The organism is Chryseobacterium oncorhynchi (genome assembly GCF_002899895.1).
Taxonomy (GTDB): domain Bacteria; phylum Bacteroidota; class Bacteroidia; order Flavobacteriales; family Weeksellaceae; genus Chryseobacterium; species Chryseobacterium oncorhynchi.
The window spans coordinates 582,279-595,165 of sequence record NZ_PPEI02000001.1; the positions used below are offsets into that span (position 1 = coordinate 582,279).

15 protein-coding genes are annotated in these 12,887 nt (G+C 34.6%); 7 read left to right on the forward strand and 8 right to left on the reverse strand.

Annotation, left to right across the window (positions count from 1 at the left end; translation table 11 throughout):
• Positions 1-73 precede the first annotated feature (73 nt).
• From C1638_RS02775 to C1638_RS02795, 5 genes are all read left to right on the forward strand, one after another.
• Positions 74-1,036, forward strand: a complete 963-nt coding sequence (locus tag C1638_RS02775) for a Gfo/Idh/MocA family protein (protein WP_109617974.1) — start codon at positions 74-76, stop codon at positions 1,034-1,036.
• A 252-nt stretch (positions 1,037-1,288) separates the two neighbouring features.
• The gene (gene bla-A / locus C1638_RS02780; protein WP_109617976.1) at positions 1,289-2,170 is read left to right on the forward strand and encodes a CGA/CIA family class A beta-lactamase; all 882 of its coding nucleotides are present in this window, start codon (positions 1,289-1,291) and stop codon (positions 2,168-2,170) included.
• Between the two features lie 56 nt (positions 2,171-2,226).
• Positions 2,227-2,637 carry a hypothetical protein gene (locus C1638_RS02785; protein ID WP_109617978.1) on the forward strand — a complete coding sequence of 137 codons (411 nt, stop codon included), beginning with the start codon at positions 2,227-2,229 and terminating at the stop codon, positions 2,635-2,637.
• A 9-nt stretch (positions 2,638-2,646) separates the two neighbouring features.
• Positions 2,647-3,537: a 3-hydroxybutyryl-CoA dehydrogenase gene (locus C1638_RS02790; protein ID WP_174567007.1), complete on the forward strand. Its 891-nt coding sequence runs from the start codon at positions 2,647-2,649 to the stop codon at positions 3,535-3,537.
• Between the two features lie 51 nt (positions 3,538-3,588).
• Positions 3,589-3,828: a DUF8828 family protein gene (locus tag C1638_RS02795; protein WP_002977986.1), complete on the forward strand. Its 240-nt coding sequence runs from the start codon at positions 3,589-3,591 to the stop codon at positions 3,826-3,828.
• 52 nt (positions 3,829-3,880) lie between these two features.
• On the opposite strand, the gene C1638_RS02800 is transcribed toward C1638_RS02795, so the two are convergent.
• From C1638_RS02800 to dnaN, 5 genes are all read right to left on the reverse strand, one after another.
• On the reverse strand, positions 3,881-4,291 hold the full coding sequence (locus C1638_RS02800) for an META domain-containing protein (protein WP_109617980.1): 411 nt from the start codon (positions 4,289-4,291) through the stop codon (positions 3,881-3,883).
• Positions 4,292-4,526: 235 nt separating this feature from the next.
• Entirely contained in the window at positions 4,527-6,929 is a 2,403-nt protein-coding gene (gene pheT, locus C1638_RS02805; protein WP_109617981.1) for a phenylalanine--tRNA ligase subunit beta, read from the reverse strand.
• Between the two features lie 239 nt (positions 6,930-7,168).
• Positions 7,169-7,786: a DUF417 family protein gene (locus C1638_RS02810; RefSeq protein WP_109617983.1), complete on the reverse strand. Its 618-nt coding sequence runs from the start codon at positions 7,784-7,786 to the stop codon at positions 7,169-7,171.
• Positions 7,787-7,849: 63 nt separating this feature from the next.
• Positions 7,850-8,680 (reverse strand): AraC family transcriptional regulator, encoded by an 831-nt coding sequence (locus C1638_RS02815; RefSeq protein ID WP_109617985.1) that lies wholly within the window; start codon positions 8,678-8,680, stop codon positions 7,850-7,852.
• A gap of 81 nt (positions 8,681-8,761) precedes the next feature.
• The gene (gene dnaN, locus C1638_RS02820; protein WP_076351230.1) at positions 8,762-9,892 is read right to left on the reverse strand and encodes a DNA polymerase III subunit beta; all 1,131 of its coding nucleotides are present in this window, start codon (positions 9,890-9,892) and stop codon (positions 8,762-8,764) included.
• A gap of 263 nt (positions 9,893-10,155) precedes the next feature.
• On the opposite strand from dnaN, the gene C1638_RS02825 reads away from it, so the two are divergent.
• Both C1638_RS02825 and C1638_RS02830 read left to right on the forward strand, forming a co-directional pair.
• The gene (locus C1638_RS02825; protein WP_109617987.1) at positions 10,156-10,509 is read left to right on the forward strand and encodes a diacylglycerol kinase; all 354 of its coding nucleotides are present in this window, start codon (positions 10,156-10,158) and stop codon (positions 10,507-10,509) included.
• Positions 10,510-10,595: 86 nt separating this feature from the next.
• Complete coding sequence (locus C1638_RS02830; RefSeq protein WP_109617989.1) at positions 10,596-11,054, forward strand: hypothetical protein; 459 nt, start codon at positions 10,596-10,598, stop codon at positions 11,052-11,054.
• 93 nt (positions 11,055-11,147) lie between these two features.
• Here the strand turns inward: C1638_RS02830 and C1638_RS02835 are convergent, their stop codons facing one another.
• From C1638_RS02835 to C1638_RS02845, 3 genes are all read right to left on the reverse strand, one after another.
• Positions 11,148-11,606: a GyrI-like domain-containing protein gene (locus tag C1638_RS02835; protein ID WP_109617991.1), complete on the reverse strand. Its 459-nt coding sequence runs from the start codon at positions 11,604-11,606 to the stop codon at positions 11,148-11,150.
• 228 nt (positions 11,607-11,834) lie between these two features.
• Positions 11,835-12,167: a gamma-glutamylcyclotransferase family protein gene (locus C1638_RS02840; RefSeq protein WP_109617992.1), complete on the reverse strand. Its 333-nt coding sequence runs from the start codon at positions 12,165-12,167 to the stop codon at positions 11,835-11,837.
• A complete protein-coding gene (locus tag C1638_RS02845; RefSeq protein ID WP_109617994.1) occupies positions 12,167-12,796 on the reverse strand; it encodes an SGNH/GDSL hydrolase family protein in 630 nt (209 codons plus the stop codon). Before C1638_RS02845 ends, C1638_RS02840 begins: the two co-directional genes overlap by 1 nt.
• Between the last annotated feature and the right edge of the window lie 91 nt (positions 12,797-12,887).

Sequence of the window (12,887 nt, forward strand, 5' to 3'; positions counted from 1 at the left end):
AAATATCTTCAAGTGAAAAGTCATATATTTTATAAATGTACATTCACTATCTTTACAAAAATTTAATACAGCTATGTTAAAAGCAGGTTTGGTAGGTGCCGGACATTTGGGGAAAATACATTTAAAACTTCTTAATCAGTCAGATAGATATGAGTTTGTAGGTTTCCATGATAAAGATGTTGAAAACGGAAAAAAATTAGAAGCCGAATTCGGATATAAATATTTTGAAAATTTTGATGAATTGCTGGAGCAGATTGATATGCTGGACATTGTCACCCCGACAATTTACCATTATGATTATGCATTGAAAGCGATTGAAAAAAGACTTCATTTCTTTATTGAAAAACCGGTAACCCAAACTCTTGAACAGGCAGAGGAAATCCTGCGTCTATGTCAGGAAAACGGTATTAAAGCACAGGTAGGACATGTTGAAAGATACAATCCTGCATTTATTGCGACTAAGGAGTACATCAATAACCCAATGTTCATTGAAATCCATCGTTTGGCAGAGTTCAATCCTCGTGGAACAGATGTTTCTGTGGTATTGGACCTTATGATTCACGATTTGGATATTTTATTAAGCATGGCTAAATCTAAGGTGAAAAACATCCATGCAAGCGGAGTTTGTGTGGTAAGCAAAACACCGGATATTGCCAATGCCAGAATAGAGTTTGAAAATGGATGTGTTGCCAATCTTACTACTTCCAGAATCTCTATGAAAGCGATGAGAAAGAGCAGATTCTTCCAGAAAGATGCTTACATTTCAGTGGATTTCCTTGAGAAAAAAGCAGAGGTGATCAGAATGAAAGATGCTCCTGAAACACCTACACCATTTGATATGATTATTGAAAACTCTGAGGGAGAGAAAAATCAGATTCTGTTTGAATATCCAAATATTCAGCCTAATAATGCGATTCTTGATGAATTGAATTCGTTTGCAGATGCTATTACAGGTGATAAAAATGTGGAAGTTTCTCTTGAAGACGGAACTGAGGCATTAAAGATTGCCTTACAGATTATGAAATTAATTTCTTAGTTATTAAGGTTAAATATATATATAAAAGGCTGTCTTTCTGAGACAGCCTTTTTTTAAATTTATTGCAAACCTAGAAGGATTGATAGATTTTTTCATCCTAAAAAAGTCATTTTATAAAGGTTGATAATGATAGGCTATTCCTTATCATAACGGGAAATATTAATTTAAATTATTTGAAATAGAATCACAATAATTATCTTAAATTGCAATTCCATTTTCAACCTTTAAAAATAGGAATTTACCCTTAGCCTTATGAAAAAAATAGCATTTCTTTTTCTTTTAATTTCGGCATTTGTATCATCACAGACATCTGAATTGGAACAGAAAATAAGTTCTATTATAAAGGGTAAAAAGGCTACGGTTGGAGTTTCCGTTCTTGGATTTGAAAGCAATTTTAAATACAACAAAAATGGGGATCAAAAGCTACCCTTGATGAGTGTTTTCAAGTTTCACATTGCCTGTGCTGCGCTCGATCTTGTAGATAAAGGTAAATTATCCCTGGAACAAAAAATATTCATTAAAAAAGCTGATCTTCATGAAAAAACATGGTCTCCGTTTCGGGAAAAGTACCCTAATGGAAATATTGAAATTACTTTACATGAAATCATTGACTATACGGTAGCCTTAAGTGATAATAATCTTTGTGATGTACTCATAAAACTTGTCGGAGGAACCAAAGCTGTCCAGCAATTTATGGATTCTAAAGGAGTAAAAAACTTCCAGATCAAATATACTGAGCATGACATGGCTCTTAATGACTGGAAAGCATTGTATGAAAATTATAGCACTACCAATTCTGCTGTACAAATGCTGAAAACATTCTATGACGGAAAATTGCTTTCCAAAAAATCTACAAATTATCTAATGCAGATTATGCTGGGGACTAAAACAGGAACCAATAAAATTATAGAGCAACTTCCCAAAGGAACTCCTGTTGCCCATAAAACTGGGTCTTCCGGTAAGCCCAACAATGTTCTTACCGTTGCAGAAAACGATATGGGAATCATCACTCTTCCCAATGGGAAACATTATGCAATTGCCGTATTTGTAGTCAATTCTACAGAGGCGGAAGCAATAAACTGCAGGATTGTGTCTGATATTTCCAGAGCGGTTTGGGATAATTTTAATAAGTAAAATAATAAGCTTAATTTTAGAGCAGAGAATTAGATCAATTCTTTGAATTCATCAGTATGAAAAAAATAATATTAGCAGCGGCTTTATTTTGTTTTACATTCATCTTTTCACAGAAGAATCAAAACTATTTAGAGATCAGCTATGGAAGTGTTTGCTGTGGTCCTCTTTCTGAAAAACCAGTCATCAGTTTCTTAAAAGAGTTTAAGAAAAAAAATCAAATAAGAAGTCTGGAAATCCTTATGCAGAAAGGGCTTGGAAGAGAAGGAGAATTCAATCTGTACGTTGGCACCGATTTTCTTACAACCAATCAAAGAAGTCGACTTGTAAGAGGAATTACGGCAGCCGTTTCCAATCAAAACAACAACAGAAAAAGTGAAAACAATGGCAATGTAAATTTTGATCCGGCAACCATTGTACGTCAACAGGATCTTATAAAAGAAAAAAATTTAACTATCTATAAAAAATAAAGGAAAATGATCAAAAACATTGTAGTTATCGGAGCTGGAACCATGGGAAATGGTATTGCACACACTTTCGCACAAAGCGGTTTTAAGGTAAATCTTGTAGATGTATCTCAGGATGCCTTAGACAAAGGGTTGAAAACCATTACTACGAACCTTGACAGAATAATTGCAAAGGGAAACCTTACTGAAGAACAAAAAGCGGAAACCTTAGGAAACATCACTACTTTCACAGCACTTAATGATGCTGTTGGAGCTGCTGATCTTATTGTAGAAGCTGCTACAGAAAATATGGATCTTAAATTAAAGATCTTCGGTCAAATGGATGAATTGGCACCTGCCGGTTGTATCCTTGCAACGAATACATCTTCTATTTCCATTACTAAAATTGCAGCGGCAACGAAAAGAGCTGACAAGGTAATCGGGATGCACTTTATGAATCCTGTTCCTATCATGAAGCTTGTGGAGATCATTAAGGGATACTCTACTTCTAAGGAGACTTTCGATGCCATCTATGAAATGAGCAAAACTTTAGGTAAAGTTCCTGTAGAAGTGAATGATTATCCTGGTTTTGTAGCCAACAGAATTCTTATGCCAATGATTAATGAATCTATCGAAACACTTTACAACGGTGTTGCAGGAGTTGAGGAAATTGATACGGTAATGAAATTAGGTATGGCTCATCCGATGGGACCTCTTCAATTGGCAGACTTCATTGGACTTGATGTATGTCTTGCGATCCTTAATGTGATGTATGACGGTTTCAAGAATCCTAAATATGCTCCGAATCCATTGCTTGTAAACATGGTAACTGCTGGAAAACTGGGTGTAAAATCAGGTGAAGGCTTCTACGATTATTCTGAAAGCAAAAAAGCTGAAAAAGTTTCAAAAATGTTTTTGAAATAATTTTAAGTCAATAATTTTATTTATCTTTGAGAAAGTTAAAACATTAAAAAAATGAAATTACCAAAGTTTTTATTGGCAGATAATTCGGAATTTCCAGAAGATCTATTCGTAGTCCACACAGAATATCCAAGATTTATCCTAAACGTTGAGGAAGAGGAAGTTGAGTGGTTAGATGATCTAGAAGGAGATGATGAAGAGACTATGGCAGATGAAGCTACGAAAGTAGTAGAAGCAGCATTCAAATGGTGTGATGAAGAGTTGGCTAAGTACGACGAAGAAGAGGAAGATTAATTACATAACACTCTAAACATAAAAAAGGAACTCAAATTGAGTTCCTTTTGTTTTATTCTGATTTATTGAATTTCAATAATAAAAGATTGTCTTTATAAAGTTCTAATGTATTTCCGGAAATTACATACTTGTTTGCTTTTCCCATCATATCCATAAAGTTCTGCTCTACTCCGATGTTGTTACACATCATTTTTGTAGATCCCATCTGACCGGCAGAGAAGCTCCCTGAAGCAGGATCTACTTGTGCTGTTCCAAAATAGTTATTACAACCTGCATTTCCTGTGATCTTTTCTCCCTCGATATTCAATGTTGGAATTTTACCTTTTACATTGTCGGCCAAAGTCCATTTTGTATTGGCAAGAGCTGCCTGAGCTTTTCCTACTTTAGAGGCAGATGCACTGGTCATAGTTCCACATGAAGCTAATACCGCTGCTGTACATATACTTAAAAAAAGATTTTTCATTTTTTTCTTTTTGAATTAATCCAAATTTACGGATTTTATATTATTTAAACGGTTTCTATAGAATTTTATTGTTCTTTAACAGTGGATATTTCGCCTTTATTTTAAGCACAAATACATGACAGGCTTCCTGCATAGCATTGCTGTATCTTTAGCTTCAGTCAAAACTTAATACAAACATCATAAAAAAAAACGGACTTAAAAAAGTCCGTTTTTCTCTATTTTTTATCTTTTACAATTAAGATCTCAATTCTGCATTGAATTCTTTCTGGAAAGACTTAATCAGGGAATCCATTACTTCCGTGATTTCCTTTTCTTCCAGTGTTTTTTCTTCGTTTAATAGCTCGAAGCTCATTGCATAAGACTTCTTACCTTCAGGAAGATTTTTACCCTCATATACATCGAATAGGTTGATGCTCTTAATGAAAGGAGACTTGTTTTTCTTCGCTGTCTGGTATAGTTCCTGATAGTTTACATTCTTATCAATTAGTAAAGCAAGGTCTCTTCTGATCTTGTTGAACTTAGGAATGTCCTTAAACTTCAGTTCATTTTTAGAACGTAATTCCTGTGCAAATTCAAGTTCAATTTCTGCATAGAAACAATCCTGATCGATATCGAAATCCTTTAAAAGAGCCGGAGCAACTTTTCCGATTCTTACTAATGCTTTTCCGTCTGCTTCATAAGTAAGGGCATCCGAGAATCTGTCATCAGATAAAGCCACTTCTTTATAGTTGACTCCTAATCTTTCTAATAAAACTTTAACATAAGCTTTCAGATTGTAGAAACTTACTGCTGATTTAGGTTGTAACCAGTTTTCTGCAACATCTCTTCCGGAAACAATAATTGCAAGCTGTTTTCTTTCTTCGTATTTATCTTTTTTGTGATAGATTTTTCCGAATTCAAAGAACTTGATATCCTGATTCTTTCTGTTGATGTTATATACTGTATTCTGAAGAAGTCCTTCTAATAAGGATTTTCTCATGAATGCAAGGTCACCGCTTAAAGGATTTAATAGTTTCACAGCATCCGTTTCATCTTTTACAGAAGTTAATGAATTATTCATCACTTCATTGAAACCAATACTTTGTAAAGTTCTTGCCCAGCTGTTTTCCAATTCATCCTGATCGTTAGCACTTAGCTTAACAGGGGTAAATGAGATCTTTTGTGGAGCATCAATTTTATTGTAACCGTAGATTCTTAAAATCTCTTCAATCACATCAATTTCTCTTGTTACATCTGCTCTGTAGGCAGGAACAGAGATTTCAAAACCGTTAGGAATTTCATTTAAAACCTGAATTTCCAACGCCTTTAAAATTTCCTTTACTTTTTCTCTGTGAATTTTTGTTCCTAAAATCTGCTCAATTTTAGAGAATCTCAGGATCACATAGCTATCCTCAATTTTCTTAGGATATTCTTCCAACAATTCTCCTACTAATTTCCCTTCTGCTATCTCCTGAATCATTTTAATAGCGTGAGTAATTGCTGTTCTTGTAATATTTGGATCTACGCCTCTCTCAAATCTGAAAGATGCATCTGTATTCAAACTGTGAAGTTTTGCTCCTTTTCTTACTGCAATTGGATTGAAGTAAGCACTTTCAAGGAATATTGTTTTTGTAGTGTCAGATACTCCTGAATTTTCTCCTCCAAAAACACCTGCAATACACATTGGATTGTCTTTACCATCCTTGATCATGATTTCAGAACCGTTCAATGTTCTTTCAACACCATCCAGGGTAGTAAATTTCGTTCCTGCTTTTACTACACCTACTTTCACTTTTTTGTCTGCAATTTTGTCTGCATCAAATGCATGAAGCGGTTGTCCGTATCCGTGAAGAATATAGTTGGTAATATCTACTACGTTATTGATCGGGCTTAACCCGATTGCCTTTAGTCTGTCTTTTAACCAAGACGGAGATTCTGCAACTTTTACATTCTCAATAACGGCTCCGATATATCTTGGACATAGCTCTGCATCTTCAATTTCCAGTTTGAAATCGTGAGTTCCCTCACCATTCAAAACTTCTGAAGCTACTTTATTAAACTTCGACTTCAATTGATTTGTAGAAAGATAGGCATTCAGATCCCTTGCAACACCGTAGTGAGACATGGCATCTGTTCTGTTTGGCGTTAAACCAATTTCAAAAACCTCGTCATTCGTCAATTCAAAATAGTCTGCAAAGTTCTTTCCTACTTCATATTTGGTTTCATCCAACACCATGATTCCGCCATGATCTTCACTAAGGCCCAATTCGTCCTCCGCACAGATCATTCCCTGAGAAACCTCACCTCTGATTTTTGCTTCCTTAATTTCAAAAAAGTTTCCTGTTTTGTCATAGATTTTTGTTCCAACAACTGCTACAGGAACTGTTTGTCCTGCATCTACATTAGGAGCTCCGCAAACGATATTCAATATCTTTCCGTTTCCTACGTCTACCGTTGTTTTCTTCAGTTTATCAGCATTAGGATGTTTTTCGCAGGTTAAAACCTTACCTACAACAATACCTTCCAGACTACCTCTTACACTTTCAAATTTATCTATCCCTTCAACCTCAAGACCTATATCTGTAAGGAATTCACCGATTCTTTCAGTTTTCAATTCCGTTGTCACAAAGTCCTTCAGCCAGTTGTTTGATATTTTCATTTGTTTATCTATCTACTTTTTTAATTGGTCAGATGAAACCGAAAGGTTCTCCTGCTCTATTTTGAAACTTTTATTTGAAACATCACGTAATTATTTTACGTAATTTTTCGAGGTACAAATGTCGTGTTTTTTTGAGAAATACAGAAATTTAGAAACAACTTTAAGACAAATAATTTTGATTCATTTCTCTCTTGAAGATGGGATAAATCACCACCCTATTTACTTCATCTTAAAAATTCTTAGTTAGCAGTTGGTTTAACGACTTTTTTTACACTATCGGAAAATAGCACAAGGCCTCCTGCCATCATAATAATATCTTTCAATACAAGACGTCCTGCTCCCGACAAATAGGGAAATCCAAACTGAGGAGTCGGATAATCTTCGCCCAGATTAGGGACATACACTTCAGGTGTTGTGACAAGGAATGACAGTGTAACCAATGACATTAAAAATGTTAAAGCACCTCCCACAGCGCCTATTTTAGGAAACCAAACTCCTAATAGAACCAAACCTCCTATGATTAAGATCATTGTACCTAATCCATATGAAAATACATACGTTCCATTTTCCGTGTGCCAGTCAATGTTTTTCTTTACTACTTTTCCCTCCGGATTTTTGTATAATGTATACTCAGAAACTAGCTTTTGATCTTCATTAAGAACTTTATTTCCTGCATTTTTATAAAAGAAACTCATCATTGGGCTGTTGGCAACAAAGGGAACAATTCCGTCTGCCTCATATTGAAATGCTTTAAGCCCACCAATCCAGGCCATAACAATGAATATTGAAATTCTCAGAAAGTTAAAGAAATAGGTATCCAGTCTTAATAAACGGTGGTATAAACTGCTGTTTTGCATATGATTTACTTTTTAACAAAGGTATTCACGCGCGCAGAGCCTTACCATAGATATTTCAGGACATTACATGGACATTTTTGCCACTACAGAAATTCCCACTTTCTCTCTATATTTTTTGGGAGAGCAACCTACAGATTTTTTGAAATATCTGCTGAAATAAAACTCATCACTGAATCCCAACTCCGAAGCAATTTCCTTTATGGAGCGATAGGTTAAATGAAGTAATTTTTTGGCTTCCAGAATAATTTTTTCATTAATAAGCTGGCTCGGGGTTTTGGAAAATTCTTTTTTAACAGCCTTGCTTAAAGTATTGCTTGTAATACTAAGCTTGTCACTGTAAAATGAGAGTTCCTTTTCATCCTTGAAATGAAGCTCTAGTAATTTCTGGAATTCTACAACATTTTTATTGGGAAGCTTTTCATTGGAAACAGAACTATGCTCAACGCCACTTTTTTGTTTGCTGCATAAAGCAAGAATCAATTGAATATAGGTCTTGATAATGGACTGGGAAAACAGATGATCTTCAGATTCTTCTTTTTTGATATGACTAAAAAGCTCCAGAATATAATCAAAACTATCTCTTGTAAGCGCTATCCCGGGATTCATGTAAATATTATTGAAAAGAAGTCCGTTGCAGGCTACTTCTTCCTTATGATATTCAATGCAGTAATAATCACCATGGAAGAAAAGAATATGAATATTTTCCTCAGATTTTGAGATTAATTTCAACTTTTGATAAGGCGACAGAAATAGAATGTTATATCCGCTATAGGAATAATTGATATCATCCACAGAAAAAACTCCCGAACCCTTCCACAAAACAACACTATAGTTTTCAGTGGTAAAACCTGAAAGAAAATCTGAGGGATGGTAAGAGTGTATTCTAGCTTCCATGATTTAAGATCAATTCTTATTGGGCATAAAAAATAAAAGCCGGAAATTTAATTCCAGCTTTTATCTATTTGTTATTTAATATTACAACCCGATTACCGGCATTGACAACATTAAGATATTTTCGTTTTCTTCAAGACCGTCAAGAGGCTCAATGATCCCAGGTCTGTTAGGTTGAGACATTTTCATTGTAATATCGTCAGAACCTAAAATCGTTAACATTTCAGTTAAGAATTTAGAGCTGAATCCGATATTGATATCTTCTCCGTTGTAGTCACAAGGAATCTGCATATCTGCTTTATTTGCATATTCAGTATCTTCTGCATGTAAGTGAAGAATGTTTCCTGAAAGCTTAAATCTCACCTGATTGGTAGATTTGTTAGACATGATAGATGCTCTTTTGATCGCTCCCAACAATAGGTTTCTGTTGATGGTCAATACATTTGGATTTTCCTTAGGAATTACCGCTGTATAGTTTGGATATTTACCATCAATCAGTCTACAGATCCAGATATGCTTATCAAAAGTAAATTTAGCCATATTCTCGTTGAAGTCGATTTTAACGTCTTCATTGGAACTTGCCAGAATATTCTTAAAAATATTCAAAGGTTTTTTAGGCATGATAAACTCCATTGGTTCAGCATTCATCAGGTCTGTTCTTTTGTAAACAACCAATCTGTGAGAATCGGTAGAAACAAAGTTGGTTTCATTTTCTCCAAACTGGAACAGAACTCCTGTCATTACCGGACGAAGAGAGTCGTTACTTGTAGCAAATAATGTATTGGTTAAAGCTTCAGACAAAACACCTGCCGGCATTGTCACACTTTGTGATGCATCAAATTCTGGTAGCTCAGGGTAGTCATCAGCGTTATCTAATGCTACTGCGAAATTATCTTTTTCATCTAAAATCTCAAGCTGGCTTCCAGTTCCCTCCGCATTGTCCTTTACAACAAATGTTAAAGGCTGTTCCCCATATGTCTTGATAAAATCCTGAAAAATTTTAGCAGGAACGGCAAATTTACCTGAATCATCAGACTTCACCTCCAAAGAAGTTACAAGAGTCGTCTCGCCGTCAGATGCTGTAATGGTAACATTATTTCCGTCTAATTCAAAAAGATAGTTTTCTAAAATCGGTCTCGATTGAGAGCTTGATATTACGCCACTTACAGTTTGCAACGCCTTCTGCAGTTCACCACTTGAAATAATAAATTTCATAGATTTATAAAATAAGTTTCTACAAATATAATAAATACATACAACAAAGAAAAAAATAATATGGAGGAGTTTTGAACAAACATCGTTAATCTGTTTTAAGACCTGATATTATGTTCGCATTTCCAAGGGCTTCCACTTTTTATTAAAAATATGGCTTTTGAAATCACTCCCATTGATTTTTCAATCCTGTATTCCAAATATAGCAGATTAAATTCAACAATCAAAGTACAAAACCTATCTTTGTTGAAAAAAGTAAAAGATCTATGCAAAAACCTCCACTCCATAAAAGTTTCCTCAATGCTTTTCGCGGTGTTTTTGCGATGATAAAAACGGAAAGAAATTTCCAGATCGAGTTTCTGGCTTTTCTTATCAATGTATTTTTAATTTTTTATTTAAAGCTTTCCAACCTTGATGCAGCTATCATTCTCCTTGCCTCATTAGGTGTTTTAAGTGCTGAAATTTTCAATACCGCCATTGAAAAGATCTGTGATATCATTCAGCCTAATTTCGATAAAAGAATAGGCTTTATTAAGGATATTTCAGCAGGAGCTGTGGTATTAGTGGCTGCAGTTTCTGTAGTAATCGGCATTCTGATTTACGGAAAATATATTTTTTAAGGGACTCGTACCATCAAATTTTCATAAAAGTCATATAAAACTCCATTCATTTAATAATTTTTATTAAGTTCGCAAAAATTCATTTTATGAAAAAGATAGTAGCTGGAATTTTAGTATTGGGAACTCTTTCATCATGCAGCCTTGGTGATGATACTCCAACAGGAAATAATAACAACAATATTTATGACACTAATATTGTTGGGGTTTGGAAAGTACAAACTGAATATCAAATTTCAGGTTCTGATAAGTCAATGGTCATCCACGAAAATATCCCTGATGATTGTAAGAAAAAGGGTACTTATGAATTCCGAAATGATGGGAAATATTATATGAATGACTATAATACGGTGAGTTCTGTTTGCCAGAAGACTGAATCTACTCTTCCCTATTTTTATGATTCGACACAGATGAAACTTACCATTAACAATAATAATGCTGAAGTTCTGGATCTTTCTACCAACAAACTTACCATTTTAACTCCTGCTAACTATGATTATAATGGTGATCATACTAATGACTATATAAAAACTGTTTTTTATAAATAACCAGTGTAATAAAAATACTGAAGCCTCCTGATCATTTTTCAATGCTGGAGGCTTTTTTATGGTTAAATGGATAATGAAGTATTGCTATTTGCTTTATTGTACTGCAATTAAAATATCTACTTCTGCGTCTGCAGGATTCATTGCTTTTTCTCCATATATTTCAAAGTCGGCTGTAAATATTCTACCCAGATCCATGTTCCAGATTTTGATCCATTCGTTGATAACCAGATTTTCTGCTAAATTTCCCTTAGGTGTAAATTTCACATAGTCTCCTCCATCAAAGGATTTACCAACCATTCCTTCTGGAATATGATCCAGACTTGCTACTTTGCATCCAAGGATTGTGGTATAAGGTTTTGTATGGTCTTTTTCATAATCTGTATAGATAGAATAAACAGCATTATCGATCTTATTGGGAATATTTTCCACAATATTTTCTTTCATTAATTGTTCCCATAACACCGGAATATCCTTTGCTGCCTGATTATTTTCATTGGTAGTTCTTACCGCAATTCCTATCACCTTAAAAGGCTCGACTTTCACGTTATTCATGTTTTAATTTTTCTTTTGTCTTTACCAAAGATAGAAATGAATTGTGACAACTGTTTGTCAGTAGGATTTCTGATAGCATTCAAATAAGCAGGACGGAAAGCTCATGCAGATTTTAAATTTTGGCTAAAGCCTATGGATTGGTGGTTTAAAAATAAAACGGGCTAAAGCCCGTTTCTATTGATATTGATATTGTAATGTTTACAATTCTATGTTTTATCTTATAAAAGATTATACACCTACATAGATAAATCCTTTTTCTCCGGATTTAAAAATGGCTTCGATTCTTTTGTAATCATCTACTTCATATTCGTCTGCCTGAAGAATTTCAGCTTCTGTGACTTCGAAAAGCACTCCGCCTACTTCATCCTGATCATTTCCTGAGAACTCCAGAACGGGATGATATTTCTGACCGCTTTTTCGTAATACTTCAGGGTCGGTGATTTCAAGCATCCTTAGCTTATATCCTGATAAAGCATCTTTCTTTCCTTGTAAAATTCGTCCAAAGGTTTCAAGTTGAACCTGCTCTTTCTGCAGTGTTCCGTAAGAAAATAAATGTGGCATTATAAGTATTTTTCAATGATTGGAATTGCAATTTCAGCCATCATTCCATAGCCTTTTTCATTAGGATGTACTCCGTCTGCGGAAAGCAAAATTTCTTTATCCTCTAAGATTGCTGCATAAAAATCTATGTACATTAAAGAGTGATCTACGGCAATATCCTTAAGAATCTGGTTGTAGGCAACAACTTGCTCGTTGGTTCTTAATTTCCCTGAACCTACCACTACTCCATCTATTTTTTTTGAAACCGGAAGAATGCTTACCAGATAGATATCTTTTGAGAATTCTTTTGCATGCTGAACAGCTGTTGTAATATTATTTTTAAATGTTTCAGGTTTTACAACTTGAATTCCCTCTTTTATAGCAAGATCATTGGCTCCGTAGCCTATAAAAACAAGATTTCCGTCTGCAGAATTTCTAGCGCCCAACTCAGTAGGCATTCTCTTCAATAATCCTTCTGTGGTTTCTCCGCCAATTCCTAAATTATAAAGAATCAGTTCATCACCATTTCCCTCATGGAATTTTTGCAAAGCATATCTCTTCAAAATATCTACCCAGCCCCCAAAAACGCCATCATATTCTCCATACGTAATACTGTCTCCAAAGAACAGTCCATATACAATTTTCTTCATTCAATTCGTTCTTTTGTTTTTATTTTAACCTGCCGCAATTGTTCAGGTAAAAAGCGTTAAAAATATTTTTCAAAGTAAAATAAAATCTTCT

Coding starts and splice junctions, on each gene's coding strand:
- C1638_RS02775 (WP_109617974.1), top strand. CDS start 74: ATGTTAAAAGCAGGTTTGGTAGGTGCCGGACATTTGGGGAAAATACAT.
- bla-A (WP_109617976.1), top strand. CDS start 1,289: ATGAAAAAAATAGCATTTCTTTTTCTTTTAATTTCGGCATTTGTATCA.
- C1638_RS02785 (WP_109617978.1), top strand. CDS start 2,227: ATGAAAAAAATAATATTAGCAGCGGCTTTATTTTGTTTTACATTCATC.
- C1638_RS02795 (WP_002977986.1), top strand. CDS start 3,589: ATGAAATTACCAAAGTTTTTATTGGCAGATAATTCGGAATTTCCAGAA.
- C1638_RS02800 (WP_109617980.1), bottom strand. CDS start 4,291: ATGAAAAATCTTTTTTTAAGTATATGTACAGCAGCGGTATTAGCTTCA.
- pheT (WP_109617981.1), bottom strand. CDS start 6,929: ATGAAAATATCAAACAACTGGCTGAAGGACTTTGTGACAACGGAATTG.
- C1638_RS02810 (WP_109617983.1), bottom strand. CDS start 7,786: ATGCAAAACAGCAGTTTATACCACCGTTTATTAAGACTGGATACCTAT.
- C1638_RS02815 (WP_109617985.1), bottom strand. CDS start 8,680: ATGGAAGCTAGAATACACTCTTACCATCCCTCAGATTTTCTTTCAGGT.
- dnaN (WP_076351230.1), bottom strand. CDS start 9,892: ATGAAATTTATTATTTCAAGTGGTGAACTGCAGAAGGCGTTGCAAACT.
- C1638_RS02825 (WP_109617987.1), top strand. CDS start 10,156: ATGCAAAAACCTCCACTCCATAAAAGTTTCCTCAATGCTTTTCGCGGT.
- C1638_RS02830 (WP_109617989.1), top strand. CDS start 10,596: ATGAAAAAGATAGTAGCTGGAATTTTAGTATTGGGAACTCTTTCATCA.
- C1638_RS02835 (WP_109617991.1), bottom strand. CDS start 11,606: ATGAATAACGTGAAAGTCGAGCCTTTTAAGGTGATAGGAATTGCGGTA.
- C1638_RS02840 (WP_109617992.1), bottom strand. CDS start 12,167: ATGCCACATTTATTTTCTTACGGAACACTGCAGAAAGAGCAGGTTCAA.
- C1638_RS02845 (WP_109617994.1), bottom strand. CDS start 12,796: ATGAAGAAAATTGTATATGGACTGTTCTTTGGAGACAGTATTACGTAT.